15 protein-coding genes are annotated in these 20049 nt (G+C 70.9%); 3 read left to right on the forward strand and 12 right to left on the reverse strand.

The features are described from left to right. Nucleotides 1-34: 34 nt before the first annotated feature. Complete coding sequence (nrdR, locus tag ACIQM3_RS35095; RefSeq protein ID WP_362930025.1) at nt 35-550, reverse strand: transcriptional regulator NrdR; 516 nt, start codon at nt 548-550, stop codon at nt 35-37. Between the two features lie 534 nt (nt 551-1084). Between nrdR and lexA the strand changes: the two genes are divergently transcribed. Continuing rightward, nucleotides 1085-1882, forward strand: coding sequence for a transcriptional repressor LexA (gene lexA / locus ACIQM3_RS35100; protein WP_104789571.1), 798 nt, complete (start codon nt 1085-1087; stop codon nt 1880-1882). A gap of 69 nt (nt 1883-1951) precedes the next feature. Here lexA and ACIQM3_RS35105 read toward each other — a convergent pair whose 3' ends face one another. From ACIQM3_RS35105 to ACIQM3_RS35125, 5 genes are read right to left on the reverse strand one after another with little or no spacing between them, the layout of a single operon-like run. After that, on the reverse strand, nt 1952-3919 hold the full coding sequence (locus tag ACIQM3_RS35105) for an ATP-dependent DNA helicase (protein WP_401631782.1): 1968 nt from the start codon (nt 3917-3919) through the stop codon (nt 1952-1954). 50 nt (nt 3920-3969) lie between these two features. Further along, nucleotides 3970-5826, reverse strand: coding sequence for an IucA/IucC family protein (locus ACIQM3_RS35110; protein ID WP_401631785.1), 1857 nt, complete (start codon nt 5824-5826; stop codon nt 3970-3972). A gap of 60 nt (nt 5827-5886) precedes the next feature. After that, on the reverse strand, nt 5887-6606 hold the full coding sequence (locus tag ACIQM3_RS35115) for a GNAT family N-acetyltransferase (protein ID WP_401631787.1): 720 nt from the start codon (nt 6604-6606) through the stop codon (nt 5887-5889). A gap of 31 nt (nt 6607-6637) precedes the next feature. Beyond that, nucleotides 6638-8560 (reverse strand): IucA/IucC family protein, encoded by a 1923-nt coding sequence (locus ACIQM3_RS35120; RefSeq protein WP_401631790.1) that lies wholly within the window; start codon nt 8558-8560, stop codon nt 6638-6640. Between the two features lie 28 nt (nt 8561-8588). Continuing rightward, nucleotides 8589-9980: a diaminobutyrate--2-oxoglutarate transaminase family protein gene (locus tag ACIQM3_RS35125; RefSeq protein ID WP_401631792.1), complete on the reverse strand. Its 1392-nt coding sequence runs from the start codon at nt 9978-9980 to the stop codon at nt 8589-8591. A gap of 338 nt (nt 9981-10318) precedes the next feature. On the opposite strand from ACIQM3_RS35125, the gene ACIQM3_RS35130 reads away from it, so the two are divergent. Next, entirely contained in the window at nt 10319-11530 is a 1212-nt protein-coding gene (locus ACIQM3_RS35130) for a trypsin-like serine peptidase (RefSeq protein WP_401631795.1), read from the forward strand. Nucleotides 11531-11626: 96 nt separating this feature from the next. On the opposite strand, the gene hflX is transcribed toward ACIQM3_RS35130, so the two are convergent. From hflX to miaA, 6 genes are all read right to left on the reverse strand, one after another. Further along, nucleotides 11627-13147, reverse strand: coding sequence for a GTPase HflX (gene hflX / locus ACIQM3_RS35135; protein ID WP_401631797.1), 1521 nt, complete (start codon nt 13145-13147; stop codon nt 11627-11629). Between the two features lie 133 nt (nt 13148-13280). After that, nucleotides 13281-14771, reverse strand: a complete 1491-nt coding sequence (locus tag ACIQM3_RS35140; protein WP_401631800.1) for a M1 family metallopeptidase — start codon at nt 14769-14771, stop codon at nt 13281-13283. A 107-nt stretch (nt 14772-14878) separates the two neighbouring features. Beyond that, a complete protein-coding gene (locus ACIQM3_RS35145; RefSeq protein ID WP_401631803.1) occupies nt 14879-17026 on the reverse strand; it encodes a RelA/SpoT family protein in 2148 nt (715 codons plus the stop codon). Between the two features lie 136 nt (nt 17027-17162). Continuing rightward, on the reverse strand, nt 17163-18035 hold the full coding sequence (gene dapF, locus ACIQM3_RS35150; protein WP_401631804.1) for a diaminopimelate epimerase: 873 nt from the start codon (nt 18033-18035) through the stop codon (nt 17163-17165). A gap of 97 nt (nt 18036-18132) precedes the next feature. Next, nucleotides 18133-18570 (reverse strand): hypothetical protein, encoded by a 438-nt coding sequence (locus tag ACIQM3_RS35155; protein ID WP_401631902.1) that lies wholly within the window; start codon nt 18568-18570, stop codon nt 18133-18135. Between the two features lie 107 nt (nt 18571-18677). Then, nucleotides 18678-19616 carry a tRNA (adenosine(37)-N6)-dimethylallyltransferase MiaA gene (gene miaA / locus ACIQM3_RS35160; protein ID WP_401631807.1) on the reverse strand — a complete coding sequence of 313 codons (939 nt, stop codon included), beginning with the start codon at nt 19614-19616 and terminating at the stop codon, nt 18678-18680. A gap of 131 nt (nt 19617-19747) precedes the next feature. Between miaA and ACIQM3_RS35165 the strand changes: the two genes are divergently transcribed. After that, the gene (locus tag ACIQM3_RS35165; RefSeq protein WP_401631810.1) at nt 19748-19993 is read left to right on the forward strand and encodes an antitoxin; all 246 of its coding nucleotides are present in this window, start codon (nt 19748-19750) and stop codon (nt 19991-19993) included. Nucleotides 19994-20049 lie beyond the last annotated feature (56 nt).

Raw genomic sequence — 20049 nt, forward strand, 5'->3', positions numbered from 1 at the left:
CCGGCTCCGCCGCCCCTGGCGGCCTGCTCGGTGATCAATCAGCGGCGACTGCGGCGGGCGCGGGGACCTCAAGGGTCTCGCCGCTCCCGCATTGCTCTGCGCGGGGCCGCTCTTCACGGAGCTCCGCGATCGCGGTCTCGAAGTCTTCGAGGGAGTTGAACGCCCGGTACACCGATGCGAAACGCAGGTACGCGACGAGGTCGAGCTCCTGCAGGGGGCCGAGTATGGCCAGACCCACGTCGTGCGTCGTCAGCTCGGCGCTCCCCGTGGCCCGCACGGCTTCCTCGACCCGTTGGCCGAGCTTCGCCAGTGCGTCCTCGGTGACGGGCCGGCCCTGGCAGGCCTTGCGGACCCCCGAGATGACCTTTGTGCGGCTGAAGGGCTCGGTCACGCCGCTGCGCTTGACCACCATCAGCGAGCAGGTCTCCACCGTCGTGAAGCGGCGGGAGCAGTCGGGGCACTGGCGGCGCCGTCGGATCGACGTCCCGTCGTCCGTCGTGCGACTGTCCACGACCCGACTGTCGGGGTGCCTGCAGAAGGGGCAGTGCATGTCTCCGAACCCTCCCTCACAGCACGACTGAATAGCCCTCCGTGCCCTGTTCAGGGCCCCTGAGGACAGTCACCAGCATAGGCGATGAACTCGACCCTGACGGACCGGGGACCACTACTTATGGGTGGCTACAGCAAGGCGACCACTACATCTAGGGTTTTGCTCCACCTCTGCCCCCGCGCGTGTCGCGCTCCCCCGGGGGCCGGGTGGCAGCCTAGGGCCCGGCACGAGGGTACGGGAAACGCACACACGCCCGGGCCGCGGGGGCCGCCCGGCAGGCAGCCCTGGACGGGCCCCGGAGGGCACGCCGCAGCACGCCGGGGACGCACCCCCGCGCGCGGGAACGGACCGGCGGAACGCTAGCGTGGACCCCGGGAACCGCGCCCGATTCCGGTCCACCGCATTCAGCTCATACACCTCTCGGCAAGCGCGCGATAGCCCTTTATTTGTTTTTCACTCGAACGTGTGTTTGGCGCAACCTTTCGAAAGCTACTACCGTTGCCTAACTAGGGAGACCATTCGAGAGGGGCCGACGTGACCACCACCGCAGACAGTGCCACCATCACTGCCCAGGACCACCGCTCCCAGAGCCGACTTGAGCCGGTGCATGCCATGAATGACTCAGTCATGAACGCGGAGGGGCCGGAGCCCACACGCCCCGCGCGCTCCTTGCCCGGCCGACCTCCTGGAATCCGGGCGGACAGCTCCGGGCTCACGGACCGGCAGCGGCGTGTGATCGAGGTGATCCGGGATTCCGTGCAGCGGCGGGGCTATCCCCCCTCGATGCGGGAGATCGGCCAGGCGGTGGGGCTGTCGAGCACCTCGTCCGTCGCCCACCAGCTGATGGCTCTGGAGCGCAAGGGCTTCCTGCGCCGCGACCCTCACCGGCCGCGCGCCTACGAGGTCCGGGGCTCGGACCAGCCCAGCACCCAGCCGACCGACACCACCGGGAAGCCCGCGGCCTCGTACGTGCCGCTGGTCGGCCGGATCGCCGCCGGCGGGCCGATCCTCGCCGAGGAGTCCGTCGAGGACGTCTTCCCGCTCCCCCGCCAGCTCGTCGGTGACGGCGAGCTCTTCGTGCTGAAGGTCGTCGGTGACTCGATGATCGAGGCGGCGATCATGGACGGGGACTGGGTCACGGTCCGGCGCCAGCCGGTCGCGGAGAACGGCGACATCGTGGCAGCCATGCTGGACGGCGAGGCCACGGTCAAGCGGTTCAAGCGCGAGGACGGCCATGTATGGCTGCTTCCGCACAACTCCGCCTACCAGCCGATCCCCGGTGACGAGGCGACGATCCTGGGCAAGGTCGTGGCGGTGCTGCGGCGGGTGTGAGCTCCGCCGGTTCGGACTGGGCCCCGGGATCCCTGCGCCGATCCCGGGGCCCTGGCGCGTCCGCGGGGCTCACTGAGCAGTCTTGGCCGCCGCGTCGATGGCCGCGAGCGAGCGCCGCGCCTGGTTGCGGTCCGTGGTGTACCAGAAGTCGGGCAGCGAGGCGCGGAGATAGCTCCCGTACCGCGCGTTGGCCAGCCGCGGGTCGAGCACCGCGACCACACCCTTGTCGCCCATGGCCCGGACGAGCCGACCCGCGCCCTGCGCCATCAGCAGCGCCGCATGGGTGGCTGCCACCGCCATGAACCCGTTGCCGCCCGCGTCCTCGACCGCCTTCTGCCGGGCGCTCATCAGCGGGTCGTCCGGCCGGGGAAACGGAATCCGGTCCATGATCACGAGCTGGCAGCTCGGGCCGGGGACATCGACGCCCTGCCAGAGGGACAGCGTCCCGAACAGACACGTCTCGGGGTCCGCCGCGAAATTCTTGATCAGCTCGCCGAGTGTCTCCTCGCCCTGGAGCAGGATCGGCTTGTCCTGCCTGCCACGCAGCTCCTCGGCTGCCGCCTGGGCCGCCCGCATGGACGAGAACAGACCCAGGGTGCGGCCGCCCGCCGCCTCCACCAGCTCCGCGAGCTCGTCGAGCATGTCGGTGCGGGAACCTTCCCGGCCGGGCGTGGCCAGGTGCCGGGCGACGTACAGGATGCCCTGCTTCGGGTAGTCGAAGGGCGAGCCGACGTCGAGCCCCTTCCATTGAGGGATGTCGTCACCCGCCGTGCCCTCGGGCGCGAGACCGAGTGAGGCCCCCACCCCGTTGAAATCACCGCCGAGCTTGAGGGTGGCCGAGGTCAGCACCACCGAGCGCTCGGCGAACAGCTTCTCCCGCAGCAGCCCGGACACGGACAGCGGTGCGACACGGACCGACGCCCCGAAGCGGTCATGGCGCTCGTACCAGACGACGTCGTACTCGGAGCCCTGGGTGATGCGCTCCGCGACACTGTGGATGGACTCGACCGAGGCCATCGCCTGCTTGCGGACCGCGTCCTCGTCCTGGACGTTCTTGTCGCGGGTCCCACCGAGAGCGGAGAGCACCGTACGCGCGGCGTCCCGCAGGGCCATCAGTGCGTAGCCGAGGTCTTCGGGCACCTCTTCGAGGCGCCCCGGGAGCGCCAGCTCCATGACCCGCTCGAACCCCTCGGACGCGGTCAGCAGGGCGTCGGCCGCCTTCTCGTTGACCAGCTTCGCCGCACGGCGCACCGCCCTGTTCACCTGGCCCGGGGTGAGCTCACCGGTGGCCACCCCGGTGACCCGGGAGACCAGCTCATGGGCCTCGTCGACGATGAGCACCTCGTGCTTGGGGAGCACCGGGGCGCCTTCGATCGCGTCGATCGCCAGCAGGGCGTGGTTCGTGACGACGACATCGGCGAGCTTGGCCCTCTCCCGGGCCGCCTCCGCGAAGCACTCGGCGCCGTACGCGCACTTGGTGGCGCCGAGGCACTCGCGCGAGGAGACGGAGATCTGAGACCAGGCACGGTCCGAGACACCCGGCGTCAGGTCGTCCCGGTCGCCGGTCTCCGTCTCGTCCGACCAGTCCCGCAGACGCAGCAGGTCCTGGCCCAGCTTGCTCGACGGCGCCGCCGCTTCGAACTGGTCGAAGAGCCCTTCCTCCTCGTCCTGCGGCGCCCCCTCGTGGAGCCGGTGCAGACAGAGGTAGTTCGACCGGCCCTTGAGCATCGCGAACTGCGGCCGGCGGCGCAGCAGCGGGTGCAGCGCGTCGACCGTACGCGGAAGGTCCCGCTCCACCAGCTGGCGCTGGAGGGCCAGGGTGGCCGTGGCCACCACGACCCGCTCGCCGTGGGCCAGCGCCGGCACCAGGTAGCCGAGGGACTTGCCCGTGCCGGTGCCGGCCTGGACGAGCAGATGGGCGTTGTCGTCGACAGCCTCGGCTACGGCCTCGGCCATGGAGACCTGACCGGGGCGCTCCGTACCGCCGACGGCGGTGACGGCGGCGTGGAGGAGCTCGGGGAGAGATGGCTTCGTCATAGCCCGTCCACCCTACGGCGCCCCACTGACACCATCGATCGCTGCCGGACTCACGCGGAGGGGTGGAGCGGGTTGGGGACGAACCCGTGGACGGCGGCGTGCGGGCGCTGCGGGCGGTCGCGGTAGCCGTCCAGATGCAGACGGTTGCGGTTGAGGCAGAGGCGCTCGATCGTCGGCGTCAGCATGTCGAAGGTCTCGAACCGCTCCTTGAGGTCGGGGAACCGGGCGTGGTGCCTCAGGATCTCGGCACGGACGAGTGACCAGAATTCACCCTCCGGCACGTCCAGTTGCTCCTCGCACAGGGGCGACAGATAGCGGAAGACACCTACGAAGAGCCCGGAGTGGATGAACTGGGTGAGAAAGGAGGGGTCCTCCGTGAGCAGGATGTCCCGGACGTGCGCGGGCATCGTGTCGTGCTCGGGCAGCGGCCGGGCACTGACGTTCACGTCGTCGACGAAGTCCTTGATCGCGAGCCGCACGGGGACGTCGTGCTCGTCGAAGACGACGATGGCGTTCTCGCCGTGCGGGGAGAAGACCGTGCCGTAGCGGTACAGGAAGTGCAGCAGCGGTGGCAGCAGCGCGGTGAAGAGCCGGGTCAGCCAGGCGGCCGGGGACAACCCCGAGCGGGCGACGAGCTCGGCGGTGAAGGAACGGCCGTCGGGGTCCGTGTGCAGCAGCGAGGCCAGCGTACGGGCGCGTTCGCCGGGTGCCAGCCGCGGCTGGAGGGGCTCCCGCCAGATCGCTCCGAGGATCTCCTTGAACTGGTACGGAGACTCGGGGAGATGGTCGTAGAGCGGGTGTTCGACGGCCACCGAGGCGACCTCGCCGAGCAGGATGACGCCGCAGGTGTCCCGGAGGAACGGATCACCGTCGCACAGCCCCTGAACCCACGCCGTGACGGCCGGGGCGGCGAGCGTGCGTTCGGTCGGCAGGCCCCGCCACACGAGAGTGTTGAGAATCGACAGGGGCAGCTTGACCGTGTGCCGGTCGGGCCGCCCCACGTTGGTGAAGGTACGGATGGACTGCTGCGGCAGCCGGAGGTCGTCGTCGGTGTGCAGGGGAACGATCTCGGCGTCCGCGATCGCGGGGGCGAAGAGGGGGACGATCCATTCGTCCCACTGCCATGGATGCACCGGGAGGAACAGGTAGTCCGCGGGGTCGAGTCCCCGTCCGCGCAGGATCGCGGCGAAGGATTCCCGGACACCCGGGTCCAGCTCCTGGTCGTAGAGGTCTCCGGGGGCGGCGACACGGCCCACTCCCCGGTAGCCCGCTATGCGGGTGCTGACCGCGATCCAGGGCAGCGCGGTCACGGACCGGGCCTCCGGTGTGAAGCGGGCTGCGTCGGTGGCGGAGAATCCGAGACGCCCCTTGTTCGCCACGAGCCAGGGGTGTCCTGTCTGGTGTCCTTCGAGCTCGGCGTACGGGAGCTCGGCGAGCTGCGCCGCGGTGAGAGCCGTGTGGTCGAGGCGGGCATCGGCCGTGAGGGTGGCGGTGAGCTCGCGGATGAGGTGGCCGAGCGTGGCACCGTCGAGACCGAGAAGACGGCGGCCTCGGGCGAGGAATCGCAGGGGGTCCCGGAAGGATGTGCCGTCGGTGCCGGTCCCGGTGTCCCCGGCGGAGAGTTCGCGGATGGTCGCCGGGTCGACGCGCCAGCTGCCGTAGACACCACGCCGTGCGTGGAAGCTCAGGGTCGCGCCGTCGTCGAGCGTCAGGGTGTAGTCGCCGGTCCGCCCCGCTCCGCCCTCCGTCCGGGGTACGGGCTCGATGACTTCCTCGTAGGCGAACTCACCGAGCATCTTGGCGAGGAGCCTCGCCGCCGCCCGGTCCCACACGGTCCGGTTGAGTTCCGGGGTGTCGAGCGGCGTATGAGGCTTCGCCGGATGATGGCTCGCAGGATATGTCGGCACGGGGACTCCTCCGGGTGGGACCGATGGGGTTCGAGCAGGCTGTGCGGTGCGGCGAGTTGTTCACAGGCGGTCACGGTGCGCTCGGTCGCGGACCATCAGGGCGGCTCGCTTCTCGGGAAGGTCCACTTCCGCACAGAAGCGGAAACCGGCGCTCAGGAAGGCGGATACGGACGGGGTGTTGCGCAGATCCGGCTCCGCGACGACACGTCCGCAGAGCGGCCGGTTGTCGAGTACGAGATCGGCGACGGCCCTGAGCAGTACGGAGCCGATGCCCCGTCCTCGGTCGCCAACACCGCCGATGAGGAGGTGGATCCCCGTGTCGTGGGGCCGTGCCGGGTAGTGGCGGGCGAGCGGGTCCAGATCCGCGCGGTAGATCTCCCAGTAGCTCATGGGCGTACCGGCGAGGACGCCGAGGCAGGGGACGCTGCGGCCGTCCCCGCCGAGCTGCCGGCGGAGGTGCGCCGCGGTGACCGGCTCCGGTCCTGCGAGCTCCCAGAAGGCGGCGACCGCGGGATCGTTCATCCATCGGCTGATCACCCCCAGATCGCGTTCGGGTTCCACCGCGACGAGTTGGAACGCCCCGGCGGGGGTGGCGACCGGGCTCCACGCGCCGGGGTCTCCCACGAGAGCGGAGGCGTCGGCCCTCGCGGCGGCGGCCGCCGATCCGTCACCGAGCAGGGCGAGGAGCTCCTCGGTGAGCCGCAGCTCCAGGGTGTCCTCGGTGCCGGTTCCGTCGGGCGGGACAGCACCGGTCCTGGTATGGGCATCGGCTTGATGCACCGTGACGCTCTCCTCTCGCTGGTTCAGACCGTCATGCCTTGCCGCTGGTGAGCGGATTGGCGATGGTGACGTACACGGACTGGGTGTCGACCGGGCCGACGAGTTCGTCGAGGCCGTGCATCCGGGTCAGCAGGTTGGCCTTGCAGCGGAGCTGGCCGGTCTCCAGAAGGTAGGCGGGCAGGGAGGAGCCCAGTGGGACGGCGCCTTCGAGGAAGCGGCGGAACGCGGCGAGGAGCAGCTGCTCGTCGGCGAGTCGCTGGGCGCCGAAGGCGCCGATCAGCCCGAACACGTTGTTGATGCCCAGGTAGTAGGCGAGCCGCTCGTCCGTGACGGCGTCGGTGACGAAGGTGTCGCTGACGGCACCGATGCCCGGGAGCCGGCGCTCCAGTGCGGTCCGGTGGGACTCCCGGAAGTAGTAGCCCTGGTTGTCGCGGTACCTGCCGCCGACGGGCCAGCCGTCCGGGTCGAGGAGTACGAGCGTGTTCTGCTGGTGGGCCTCCAGGGCGACACCCGCGTGGGCGTCGAGCCAGAGGACGGGGAGGACGACGCGGTCGAGGTAGCGCAGGAACCACTCGGCGCATACCGCCCCGGTCGTCCGGCCCGTGCGCGCGGCCAGCGAGGAGACCGTGTCGGCCAGTCGCGAGTGCGTGCCGGAACGGCCGGGCCAGGGGCGCGGGGCGGTGAGTCCGGCGATGCACACGGCGTCGTCGGCGGGTCCGAAGGGATTGTGGCGGAGCATCACGTCGAGGCCGGGGACGGGGCTGCCGTCCGGTTGGTCGACGGCGAGCCAGGCGGGGTCCCGGACGATGTCGAAGCCCGGGTGCGCCTCCCGCCACCGGTCGGCGAGGCCGGTGCGCAGCAGCCGGTGCACCTCGGCTCCGCGGTGGAGCTCCTTACGGAGGTTCTCCCGGCGGGAGTTGGTGATGCGTACGCCCAGGGACAGCTTCAGCATGAGGTCGGAGCCCGGGCGGTGCACGGTGCGGACGGACGAGGTGGGGTGCCAGCGTTCGCCGTACGGACCGAGGTCGTGCAGGAGACCCTTCTCGCACAGGGCGACGACCTCTGGGCGGCGCAGGACCTCCGCGGCCTGCCAGGGGTGGAGCGGGAGGGTCGTGGTCCCTTCGGGGAGGTCCAGCCCTTCGGCGTGCGGTGCGAGGAGCGCCTCCGCCGAGACCGGACGGCCGGCCTTCGTCCACGCCGACTCCGTGGCCAGCACGGAACGGTCCACGGCCATCCAGTGGAGCGGGAAGGAGCCGCGCAGCTCGGGTGAGTAGAGCAGCGTCTCCGACTCGGAGAGGCCTTCGCGGCTCTTGGGCGTGGGGTGCAGGGGGTGGCCGAGGACGAGGGACTGCTCGGCGGTGAGGAAGAGATCGGCTTCCGGCGGCGCGGTGGGTGTGCGGCGCCGGTCGGCGATGAAGGCCGCCGTGTGCCGTACGGAGTCGGCCACCCTCGCCACCAGGTCCACGCCGGAGTTCCGCTCGCTCTCCCGGCTGAGCAGCGCTGCCACGGTGACGGCGTCGACACCCGGGGCGCCGTCCGGCGCGTTCTCCAGGGACGGCGTCCCGAAGCGGTGCCAGCCCGTCGCTGACCAGTGGGCGACGGGAACGAGCAGGGCGGTGCCGCTCGCGGGGAGCGGAACACGCAGGGTGTTTCCCCGGGGGCGGGGCAGGTCGTTCTCCCTGGTCCAGCAGCGCAGCAGATTCTCCGTACCGGCCGAGTCCGCAGCCCGGAGCGGGTCCGGATGGTCCAGCGGGTCCCGCACCGTGTCGCCGGAGCGGTCCGCCGGGACGGCGCCCGGGAGGGCGTCCGACCCTGCACGCGGGGTGCCGTGGGGACCGGCCTTCTGACGCGGCACGGTCGTCGACTCGACGGCGAGAGGGCCCTCCGGCAGGTCATGTCCTCGCTGCTGGCTGGTGAGAGGGCCGTCGGCCTCGGGCGCAGGGGTGGGGTTCACGGCGGTCTTCCTTGTGAGGGGTCCGGGGTCAGCGGGTCGGCCCGGCAGCGGCCCGGCGGTACGGAGAGCGCTCGGCCGCTCTCAGCGCGTCGGCGAGGCGGTCGACGACCGCCGTCGCCTGTTCGTCGGTGAGAGTGAGGGGAGGGAGCAGTCGGACCACGGCGCTGTGGCGTCCGCCGAGTTCGACGATGAGTCCGCGGCGCAGGCATTCCTGCTGCACCGCCGCGGCGAGGGCCGGATCCGGCGGCGGGGCGGAGCCGCTCTCGGCGGTGACGGTGAGCGGATCGGCCTCGGGATCGACGAGTTCGATGCCGATCATCAGGCCGCGGCCACGGACGTCGCCGATGCTCGGATGGTCAGCGCCGAGCGCCTGGAGCCGGGAGAGCATGCGCGCGCCGAGTGTTCCCGCACGTTCGGCGAGCTGGTTCTCCCGTACGTACGCGAGGGTCGCGGCGCCCGCCGCCATGGCCAGCTGGTTGCCCCGGAAGGTGCCGGCGTGGGCGCCCGGTTGCCAGAGGTCGAGCTCGGAGCGGTAGACGATCACCGCGAGGGGCAGTGAGCCGCCGATGGCTTTCGAGAGCACCATCACGTCGGGGACGATACCGCTGTGCTCGACCGCCCAGAAGGTGCCGGTCCTGCCGACTCCGGTCTGCACCTCGTCCGCGATCAGGGCGATGGAACGCTCCTGGGTGATCTTCCGCATCCGGCGCATCCAGCCGTCCGGGGCCGGGTTCACCCCGCCCTCGCCCTGGACCGGCTCCAGGATCATGGCGGCCGGAGCGGGCACCCCGCCCTTGGGGTCGTCCAGGAGGTATTCCGTCCAGCGCGCGGCGATGTCCGCGCCCCGCTCCCCGCCGGTTCCGAAGGGGCAGCGGTAGTTCTGCGGGAAGGGCAGCCGCGTCACCCGGACGTCCGTGGCCCCGCCCGAAGCGGCCAGGGCACCGGCGGTCATTCCGTGGTACGCGCCGGTGAAGGCGAGGAGTTCACTGCGCCCGCTCGCTGCCCGGACCAGCTTGAAGGCCGCCTCGACGGCGTCCGTCCCGGCCGGACCGCAGAACTGGATCCGGGCGTTGTCGGCCAGTTCACGGGGCAGGGTGGCGAACAGCTCGGTCGTGAAGGCGTCCTTGACGGGTGTGGCGAGATCGAGCACGTGCAGTGGTGCGCCGGAGTCGATGACCTTCCTGATGGCCTCGAGCACCACGGGGTGGTTGTGCCCGAGGGCCAACGTGCCCGCCCCTGACAGACAGTCGAGATAGCGCCGGCCGTCCGCGCCCTCGATCGTCATGCCCCGCGCGCGTACCGGCACGATCGGCAGGGACCGCGCATAGGTGCGGGCCGCCGATTCACGTAGTGCCTGACGCCGCAGAATCCCTTCGTGCGCAGGGGAAAACGCCACCGGAGCTGGTTCGGTCACGGCCACGGCTGTTCGGTCCTCCTGCGGTAACAGTTGCGTTGCGCATCGGTACGGTCCCCCGAGGCGGACTGCGCCGATGAACGCTGTCCGGGTGTCCCCCGTACGTACCAACGACGCGGAACGCGGAAGATCACGGGTAAATCGGAAGATCCTTGTGCAGGCGGAACCGTGGCCCTGCCGCGCACCGTCCCCAACGGCACCGGCATAGTAGGGGCCGCACTCGGGACGGAGCCGCCGCTCCGAGGGTGCGCGATGTGGCCGAACGGCCCTGCCGCGCACGCCGAGTCCGCAGTGCGGTACCGAAGTCAGTGACGAAGTCCCAGGGGGATCACCAGATGCGACCCATGCGCCCGACCGATACCGCACACCGCGGGGGGAGCGCCCGCCGCACCCCTCGGGTGTTCGCCGCGGCCGCCCTTGCCGCTCTCCTGACGCTCTCCGCCACGGCCTGCGGGCCGGAGGAGGACGGCGCGATCAGCGAGCCGAGCAGTTCCACCGGCCAGTCCTCCGACGGGAAGGTCGTGATCCCGGACGATCTCAAGGACCGTCTCAAGGAGCACGGGATCGACCTCGACAAGTGGAGGGACGGCGAGTGGAAGAACTGGGACAGGGACACGTGGCTGCGTGAGGCCAAGGACTACGTCAACCCCATCATCGAGGACCTCTGGGACCCGGAGCGGATGCGGGACGCCGACAAGGCCCCGGAGAACCCCGTCGACAACGACATCTCCGGCGACGAGGGCGTGACGGACCCGACCCCCGCACCGGTCGACGCCGCGGACCTGCGGACGCCGTACCACGGGAGCGCGCCCGAGTCCGGCAAGCTCCTGTTCGACGGGCCCGAGGGCTCCATGGTCTGCTCCGCGACCGTGGTGCAGGACCCGGCCCACCCGGGCAAGTCCAACATGGTCTGGACGGCCGGGCATTGCGTGCACGCGGGCAAGAACGGCGGCTGGTACCGCAACATCGCCTTCGTTCCCTCGTACAACGACAGCGGTATGTCGACGGCAGAGCTGCAGAACGCGACGAAGGAGCAGATCGCTCCGTACGGCGTGTGGTGGGGCCAGTGGGCGCAGACCTCCGACCAGTGGATCAACCAGGGCGCCGCGACCGGCGGCCAGGGAGCTCCGTACGACTTCGCGGTGCTGCAGGTCGCTCCGGAGAAGGGTTCGACGGGCAAGTCCCTGGAGGAGACCGTCGGTTCGGCACTCCCGGTCGATTTCAACGCCCCGGCCGTCCCGGAGATCGACAGCATGACGGCGACCGGCTATCCGGCGGCCCCGCCGTTCGACGGCCAGAAGGCTCTCCGGTGCACCGATGAGCCGGGCCGCCTCGCCGTCTTCGAGGAGCAGCCGACGATGTACCGCATCGGGTGCACGATGACCGGTGGTTCCTCCGGTGGCGGCTGGGTCGCGAAGGGCCAGGACGGTAAGCCGGCCCTGGTCTCCAACACTTCCATCGGCCCGGTGACGGCGGGCTGGCTGGCCGGCCCCCGCCTGGGCGAGGAGGCCAAGGGTATCTACGAGGCCGTCAGCAAGAAGTACGCGGGACAGTAGGACCGCGGGGCCCCGGTCCAGCGGCTGCCGGCCGGAGCACAAGGAGGCCGGGCTCCCCTTCACGAGGGGAGCCCGGCCTCCTGCTTGTCCGACGCGTCAGTGAGCCACCGGCACGAAGACCGCGAGCTCCGCCGCGAGCTCCTCGTGGACCCGCGCCTTGAGCAGGGTGCCCTCCGGTGTGTGCTCCTCGGAGATCACCTCGCCCTCGGCGTGCACCCGGGAGACGAGCGCGCCCTGGATGTAGGGCACGAGCGCCTCGATCTCCACGGACGGCCGCGGCAGCTCGGCGTCGATGAGCGCGAGCAGCTCGTCGATACCGGCGCCGGTCCGCGCCGACACCGCGATCGCGTGCTTCTCGGCGCGCATCAGGCGCTGCAGCACGAGCGGGTCGGCCGCGTCCGCCTTGTTGATCACGACGACCTCGCGTACGTCGACCGCGCCGACTTCCCTGATCACCTGACGCACGGCGGCGAGCTGCTCCTCCGGCACCGGGTGGGACCCGTCCACCACATGCAGGATCAGGTCGGACTCGCCGACCTCCTCCATGGTCGAGCGGAAGGCCTCGACCAGGTGGTGCGGCAGGTGCCGCACGAACCCGACGGTGTCGGCCAGGGTGTAGACGCGGCCGCTCGGCGTCTCGGCCCGGCGCACGGTCGGATCGAGGGTCGCGAACAGGGCGTTCTCCACGAGGACACCCGCGCCGGTGAGCCGGTTGAGCAGCGACGACTTTCCGGCGTTGGTGTATCCGGCGATCGCCACCGAGGGCACCTTGTTGCGCTTACGCTCCTGGCGCTTGATCTCGCGGCCGGTCTTCATCTCCGCGATCTCCCGGCGCATCTTCGCCATCTTCTCGCGGATCCGTCGCCGGTCCGTCTCGATCTTGGTCTCACCAGGACCACGGGTGGCCATGCCGCCACCGCCGCTGGAACCGCCGCCGCCCATCTGCCGGGACAGCGACTGACCCCAGCCGCGCAGGCGCGGGAGCATGTACTGCATCTGTGCCAGCGACACCTGCGCCTTGCCCTCGCGGGACTTGGCGTGCTGGGCGAAGATGTCGAGGATCAGGGCGGTCCTGTCGACCACCTTGACCTTGACGACGTCTTCCAGGTGGATCAGCTGGCCGGGGCTGAGCTCACCGTCGCAGACGACGGTGTCGGCCCCGGATTCGAGAACGATGTCGCGCAGCTCCAGCGCCTTGCCCGAGCCGATGTAGGTGGCCGGGTCGGGCTTGTCCCGCCGCTGGAACACGGCGTCGAGCACCTGGGCACCCGCCGTCTCGGCGAGGGCAGCGAGCTCCGCGAGGGAGATCTCCGCGTCATGGACGGTCCCCGATGTCCAGACACCGACGAGAACCACGCGCTCCAGGCGCAGCTGTCGGTACTCGACCTCGGTGACGTCCTCGAGCTCGGTGGAGAGGCCTGCCACACGGCGGAGCGCCGCACGCTCGGAACGGTCGAGCTGCTCGCCGTCCCGCTCTCCGTCGATCTCGTGGCTCCAGGCGACGTCCTCTTCCATCAGGGCGTCGGCCCGAAGGCTCTCGGTGAGGCTCTCGGAGTTGGCTTCCGTGGCGCTCTGCGCGTCCTGCGCGTCCTGGGGAAGGGAAGAAGAGGAGGTCATTGGATCCTTACGTCGATAGAAGTCCGATACGTCAGTCACAACGCGTGACCCCGCCGGAAGATTCCCATGAAGGGGATCCACCGGCCGGCCGCCGTGCCGACGCGTCGATAGTGGCATGTCCCCGCCCGGGCCGTCACTCGGGTTTCGGCGCCCGCGCGGGGCTCTGCCCGCCCGCGGCGTTCCGGGGCGTCTCGCTGCGCCAGTCCGGGTGCCCCGGCATCGGCGGGGTCTTCTTCCCGTACAGCCACCCGTCGAAGAACGCCGTCAGGTCCCGTCCCGCGATCCTCGACGCCAGGTCCGTGAACTGCTCGGTGGTCGCCGATTCGTCTCTGTGGACGCGTACCCAGGTCCGCTCGAGGCGGTCGAACGCGGCCTCGCCGATCTCCTCGCGCAGCGCGTACAGGATGAGCGCGCTCCCGTCGTACACGACCGGCCTGAAGAGGCTGATCTTGTGGTCGGGGGTGGGCACGTCGGGGCGCGCGGGCGGACCGCCCGCCGCGCGCCAGGTGTCGGAGCGGGCGTAGGCCTCGCGCATCCGGCGTTCCATGGGCTTCTGCGCGTGTTCCTCGGCGTAGCGGGCCTCGTACCAGGTGGCGTGGCCCTCGTTGAGCCACAGATCGGACCAGGACCGCGGGGAGACGCTGTTGCCGAACCACTGGTGGGCGAGCTCGTGCACCATGACCGAGTCGACGTACCACTCGGGATATCCGTCTCCGGTGAACAGGGAGCGTTCGAAGAGCGAGAGGGTCTGCGTCTCCAGCTCGAAGCCCGTCTCGGTGTCCGCGACGAGGAGTCCGTACGTCTCGAACGGGTACGGGCCGACCTGCTTCTCCATCCAGGCCAGCTGCGCAGGGGTCTTCTTGAGCCAGGGCTCCAGCTTCGCGCGGTCGGCCGTGGGCACCACGTCGCGTACCGGCAGTCCGCGGGGCCCGGTGCGGCGGAGGACGGCTGAGCGGCCGATGGACACCTGGGCGAGTTCCGTCGCCATCGGGTGCTCCGTGCGGTAGGTCCAGGTGGTCGCGCCCGCGTGGCCCCGCTTCCCGGCGGGGAGGCCGCCCGCCACGACCGTGAGGTCCTTCGGCGCGGTCACCCGGAAGGTGAAGAACGCCTTGTCGGCGGGGTGGTCGTTGCCGGGGAAGACCCGGTGGGCGGCGTCGGCCTGGTTCGCCATCGCGAGGCCGTCGGCGGTCGGCACCCAACCTCCGTTGGCCCGGTCCCCCGAGGGGTCGCTCGTATGCCGGACGGTGATCCGCACGGGCACCCCGGCCGGGATCCGCGAGGGCGCGTCGACGATCAGGTCCTCACCGGCGGTGGCGAACTCCGAGTTCAGCCCGTCGACCTCGACGGAGCGGACGGCGCCCCGCGCGAAGTCGAGGTTGATCCGTTCCAGCGGTGCGGTGGTCCGCGCGTCGATCGTGGTGACGGCGTCGAGGGGCTCCGTGTTGCGGCCCTTGTAGGTGAGCGAGATGTCGTACGAGAGGACGTCGTAGCCCGGGTTACCGAGATGGGGGAAGAGTCGGTCGCCGATGCCGAGCGGTTCGGGGGCGGGCAGGGTGGCGGCGACGAGGGTGACCGACGCGGTGGCCAGCAGAGCGGCACGCAGTCGGCGGGAGGTGAGCGGCATGGACTACGGCTACCAGCGCGCGCCGTCCACGCGGGGGTGGCGCGCGCCGCACCACCCGAACGGGGTCGCCGGGGAGCGGCAAGGAGAGGCCCCGGAGGGACAGGGTGTCAGCCGGTGGCGGCCGGCTGCTGGGCGCGGCTCACGTCGTACACGCCGGGTACGTCGCGCATCGCCCGCATGAGGCCCGGCAGTCCCGCCGCGTCCGGCAGCTGCAGCGTGTAGGTGTGACGGACGCGCTGTTCGCTGGGCGGCTCGACGGTCGCCGAGACGATGGCGGCGTCCGCCGTCGCGATGGCCTCGGTGAGGTCGGCGAGGAGCCGGGGGCGTCCGAAGGACTCGGCGACGAGGGTGACCCGGTAGTCGGGGGTGCCGCTCCGGTCGCCCGGGTCGTTCCAGCGTGCCTCTACGGCCGGCCGGCCGATCGCCCGCATCCGGGCCACCGCCGGACATTCCTCGCGGTGCACGGTGACGGCGCCGCCGCGCACCGTGAATCCGATGATGCCGTCGGGCGGGACGGGGGTGCAGCACCCTGCGAGCCGGACCGGTGCGCCCGGCGTGCCGACCGCCACGATCGGAGCCCGGTCGGCTGCCCTGGCCCGGCTGTTCGACGCGTCGTCGGCGGGCTGGGCCTGCGGCCTCGGGGCGTCGGGCCTGCTCTTGTGAGGGCCCTGCGCACCGTCCGGATGGGAGTCGAGCCATGCCGTGATCGCGATCCGGGCGGCGGGCGTACGGGCGTGGTCCAGCCACTCCGGGGAGGGCCCGGAAGAGGCGTCCTGGGCAAGCAGCAGCTGCACGGTGTCACCGTCGTTCAGGGCGGTGCTCAGCGTGGCCAGCCGGCCGTTGACGCGGGCTCCGATGCAGCCGTGCGCCTCCTCGCCGTACTGCGCGTACGCGGCGTCGACGCAGCTGGCGCCGGCGGGCAGTCCGAGGGTGCCCCCGTCGGTGCGGAAGACCGTGATCTCCCGGTCCTGTGCGAGGTCGGCGCGCAGCGTGGTCCAGAACGTGTCGGAGTCGGTCGCCGATTCCTGCCAGTCCAGGAGGCGGGAGAGCCAGCCGGGCCTGGTCGGGTCGGCGCGCTCGCCGTCGGCGGGTTCGGCCTGGTGCGCGGCGGTGGTGCCGTCCTGGGTGTACGGGTTGCCGAGCGCGACGACACCCGCCTCGGCGACCTTGTGCATCCGGTGTGTACGGATCAGGACTTCCGCGACCGCGCCCTCCGGTCCGACGACCGCCGTGTGCAGCGACTGGTAGAGGTTGAACTTGGGCGCCGCGATGAAGTCCTTGAACTCGGAGATGACCGGGGTGAAACACGTGTGCAGTTCGCCCAGGACCGCGTAACAGTCGGCGTCCTCCCCGACCAGCACCAGCAGCCGTCCGAAGTCGGTGCCCCGCATCTCGCCGCGTTTGATCCTCACCCGGTGCACGGACACGAAGTGACGCGGCCTGATGAGCACTTCTGCGCTGATGCCCGCTTCCCGCAGGGTCGATCTGACGCTGCCTGCGATCTCCGTGAGAGGGTCCTCCGCTGCGCTCCAGGCGGAGATCAGGGTCTGGGTGCGCTCGTACTCGTCAGGGTGCAGGATCGCGAAGACGAGGTCCTCGAGCTCCGTCTTGAGCGCCTGCACGCCGAGGCGTTCGGCGAGCGGGATGAGCACGTCCCGGGTGACCTTGGCGATCCTCGCCTGCTTCTCGGGGCGCATGACGCCGAGTGTCCGCATGTTGTGCAGCCGGTCGGCCAGTTTGATCGACATGACGCGGACGTCGTTCCCGGTGGCGACGAGCATCTTGCGGAAGGTCTCGGGCTCGGCGGCGGCCCCGTAGTCGACCTTCTCCAGCTTGGTGACGCCGTCGACCAGATAGCAGACCTCGTCGCCGAACTGCTCCCGCACCTGATCGAGGGTCACATCGGTGTCCTCGACCGTGTCGTGGAGCAGCGAGGCCGTCAGGGTCGTCGTCTCCGCGCCGAGTTCGGCGAGGATGAGGGTCACCGCCAGCGGATGCGTGATGTACGGCTCACCGCTCTTGCGCATCTGGCCGCGGTGGGAGGTCTCGGCGAGGACGTACGCCTTGCGCAGGATGGCGAGGTCGGCGTCCGGATAGTGCGCGCGATGAGCCTCCGCGACATGCCCGATGGCGTCGGGGAGCCGGTCACGGGAGACCGGCCCGAGCAGGGCGACACGGCCCAGCCTGCGCAGGTCGATCCGTGGACGACCGCGTTTGCGAAGGGGAGCACCTGGATTGGTGGCCTCTGCGCTCATGGGGCACCTCCGGCAACGTCGACCGGCGGTGGATGCGGATACACCCCCGAGCCGGTGCTTGATGCTATCGACCCCACCACGTGGCGCAGTCCAGCTCTCGCTCAGCGTGAAACGGATCACCCATTCGAGCGAAGCTCTAACCGATCATCGTTTCGAGCCAGGCGGGGTCGATCACGCCCTCCGCGACGATCACGGCGGGCCCCGTCATGTCGATCCCGCCGTCCGGGTATTCGGTGATCACCAGGGTGCCACCGGGCAGGTCCACGGTGTATGCCGCGGGGGCGCCGGTCTCCGCCGGGTCCACGCCGTCCCTGCGTGCGGCGGCGACGGCCACCGCGCAGGCGCCGGTGCCGCAGGACCGGGTCTCGCCGGAACCGCGCTCGTGGACGCGCATCGCGACGTGCCGTGGACCGCGGTCCACGACGAACTCGATGTTGACCCCGTCGGGGTAGACGGACCGCGGGCTGAACGGCGGTACGGAGGAGAGCTCTCCGGCGTGGTCCAGGTCCTCGACGAACGCGACGGCGTGCGGATTGCCCATGTTCACGTTGCGGGCTTCCCAGCTGCGGCCGTCCAAGGTGACCGTGACGCCGTCGTCGGGCAGCACGGCACGCCCCATGGAGACCGTGACGTCGCCGTCCTTCGCGATGTGCACCCGCTTGACCCCGCCCCGCGTGGCAACGGACAGATCACCTTCGGCGACGAACCCGGCACGCTGGAGGTAGCGGGCGAACACCCGCACCCCGTTGCCGCACATCTCGGCGACCGAGCCGTCCGCGTTGCGGTAGTCCATGAACCACTCGGCCTGCTCGGCCAAGCCCCGCGCCTCGGGGTGCGCAGCGGACCGCACGACGTGCAGCAGCCCGTCGCCGCCGATGCCCGCCCGGCGGTCGCAGAGCCGGGCGACGACGGAGACCGGCAGGTCGAGGGCGTTGTCCGGGTCGGGAACGATCACGAAATCGTTCTCGGTGCCGTGTCCCTTGAGGAAGGTGATCTGCGAAGTGCTCACGAAGCAACTGTACGAGGCTCCGCCGACAGTCCGCAGGGCCGGGCCACGTCGCGGGCCGGCACCTGCCCGCAGAAGGGGCTCCCGGAATCCGGGCCGGTCAGCGGAGCCGGGCCACGCGCCAGACGGCGAGGGCCACCAGCACGGCGCAGACGGCCACGTACAGCGTGACCACGCGCCAGTCGGGCCGTTCGTTCGATCCCCTGGCCGGCAGGCCGGGCCAGGTGTGGCCGACACGGCGGGCGGCCATCATGCCCCAGCCCGCGGCACAGCCGCTGATCAGCAGGCCCAGCATCGCCACGACGGCGCCGCCGCCGCCGAACTCGAAGGCGAGGGGGAAGGCGAACATCAGGGAGCCGACCGCCGCCAGCCCCACGATGGGTGCGAGCTGCCAGATCCGCAGCCGACGGGCGGGCCGGAGCTCGACCTCGACCTCAGGGGCCACCTCGTGCTCGTCCGGCCCGTCAGGGCTCAGGCGTCCTGCGTCGTGCTGCGTATCCGGTACGTCTCTGTCTGTGTCGCGAGGGCCGGCCTCCATCGCCACGCGCCCTCCCAACTCGGACTCCACTGGTCGATCGATGCTCGATGATGGCACGGCCCCGGCCGCCGGAATGACGGGCGGAGCTTCCCGATGCCATCACGTGATCAGGCTGTAACCGCTCGTTCGACCAACGCCAGCGCCCGGCGCGGGAGTTCTCCGCGCTGTTCCTCGGCACCACTCAGCCACCGGACGCGCGGGTCGCGCCGGAACCAGGAGTCCTGCCGGCGCGCGAAGCGTTTGGTGGCCCGTACGGTCTCCGTGCGTGCCTCCTCCTCGGTGCACTCCCCCGCGAGAGCGGCGAGCACCTGCTGGTAGCCCAGCGCGCGCGAGGCGGTGCGTCCCTCGCGCAGCCCCCGGGCCTCCAGGTCACGCACCTCGTCCACCAGCCCGGCCTCCCACATCCGGTCCACGCGGGTACGGATACGTTCGTCGAGTTCGGGGCGTTCGACGTCCACACCGATCTGGAGGGCGTCGTAGACCGCTTCGCCGCTCGGCAGATTGGCCGTGAAGGGCTTGCCGGTGATCTCGATGACCTCCAGGGCTCGGACGATACGGCGGCCGTTGCCGGGCAGGATGGCGCGGGCCGCCTCGGGGTCCGCGGCCGCGAGCCGGGCGTGCAGGGCGCCGGAGCCGTGCTCCGTGAGCTCCTGTTCGAGCCGGGCGCGTACGCCGGGGTCCGTACCGGGGAATTCGAGGGCGTCGATCGCGCCCTTCACGTAGAGACCCGAGCCGCCCACCAGGACGGGGGTCCGCCCTTCGGCCAGCAGCCGGTCGATCTCGATGCGCGCGAGCCGCTGGTACTCGGCGACGCTCGCGGCCTCGGTGACGTCCCAGATGTCCAGGAGATGGTGCGGAACGCCGGCACGCTCGGGAAGAGTCAGCTTCGCCGTGCCGATGTCCATGCCCCGGTAGAGCTGCATGGAGTCGGCGTTGACCACTTCACCACCGAGCTGCTGGGCGAGGAACACTCCCAGATCGGACTTTCCGGCCGCGGTGGGACCGACGATTGTGATGACGCGGGGGGTGGGAGCTGGTCTTCTCACCGAAACAGTCTCCCAAACTTCGGGACGCCTTCCGACCGGGAGAGAGGGCACGGACGGACACGGCGAGTAACGCGCGTTTTCTCACGGACGAGTAAAATGTGACCACAGTCCCCCAGCACGGAAGGTGACCCATGGGTTTCCTGGACAACCTGAAGGCCAAGCTGGCCCCGGCCAAGGAAAAGGTCGGCGACCTCGCGCAGCAGCACGGGGGCAAGATCGACCAGGGCATCGACAAGGCCGCCCGCACGGTCGACCAGAGGACCAAGGGCAAGTACAGCGACAAGATCGTGTCCGGCACGCAGAAGGCCAAGGACGCGGTCGACCGCCTGGGCCAGAAGAACGAGGGCGGTACCCCGCCGCCACCGCCCGCACACTGACCCGGGCCCCGTCGCGATCGAGGGCCGTGGAGCGATCTGGCTCCGCGGCCCTCGTC

Source organism: Streptomyces sp. NPDC091271 (assembly GCF_044757505.1).
Classification (GTDB): domain Bacteria; phylum Actinomycetota; class Actinomycetes; order Streptomycetales; family Streptomycetaceae; genus Streptomyces.

Excerpts from the sequence above, each read along its gene's own strand:
- ACIQM3_RS35165 (WP_401631810.1), top strand. The coding sequence starts at position 19,748 with ATGGGTTTCCTGGACAACCTGAAGGCCAAGCTGGCCCCGGCCAAGGAA.
- ACIQM3_RS35155 (WP_401631902.1), bottom strand. The coding sequence starts at position 18,570 with ATGGAGGCCGGCCCTCGCGACACAGACAGAGACGTACCGGATACGCAG.
- ACIQM3_RS35140 (WP_401631800.1), bottom strand. The coding sequence starts at position 14,771 with ATGCCGCTCACCTCCCGCCGACTGCGTGCCGCTCTGCTGGCCACCGCG.
- ACIQM3_RS35145 (WP_401631803.1), bottom strand. The coding sequence starts at position 17,026 with ATGAGCGCAGAGGCCACCAATCCAGGTGCTCCCCTTCGCAAACGCGGT.
- ACIQM3_RS35105 (WP_401631782.1), bottom strand. The coding sequence starts at position 3,919 with ATGACGAAGCCATCTCTCCCCGAGCTCCTCCACGCCGCCGTCACCGCC.
- ACIQM3_RS35130 (WP_401631795.1), top strand. The coding sequence starts at position 10,319 with ATGCGCCCGACCGATACCGCACACCGCGGGGGGAGCGCCCGCCGCACC.
- hflX (WP_401631797.1), bottom strand. The coding sequence starts at position 13,147 with ATGACCTCCTCTTCTTCCCTTCCCCAGGACGCGCAGGACGCGCAGAGC.
- nrdR (WP_362930025.1), bottom strand. The coding sequence starts at position 550 with ATGCACTGCCCCTTCTGCAGGCACCCCGACAGTCGGGTCGTGGACAGT.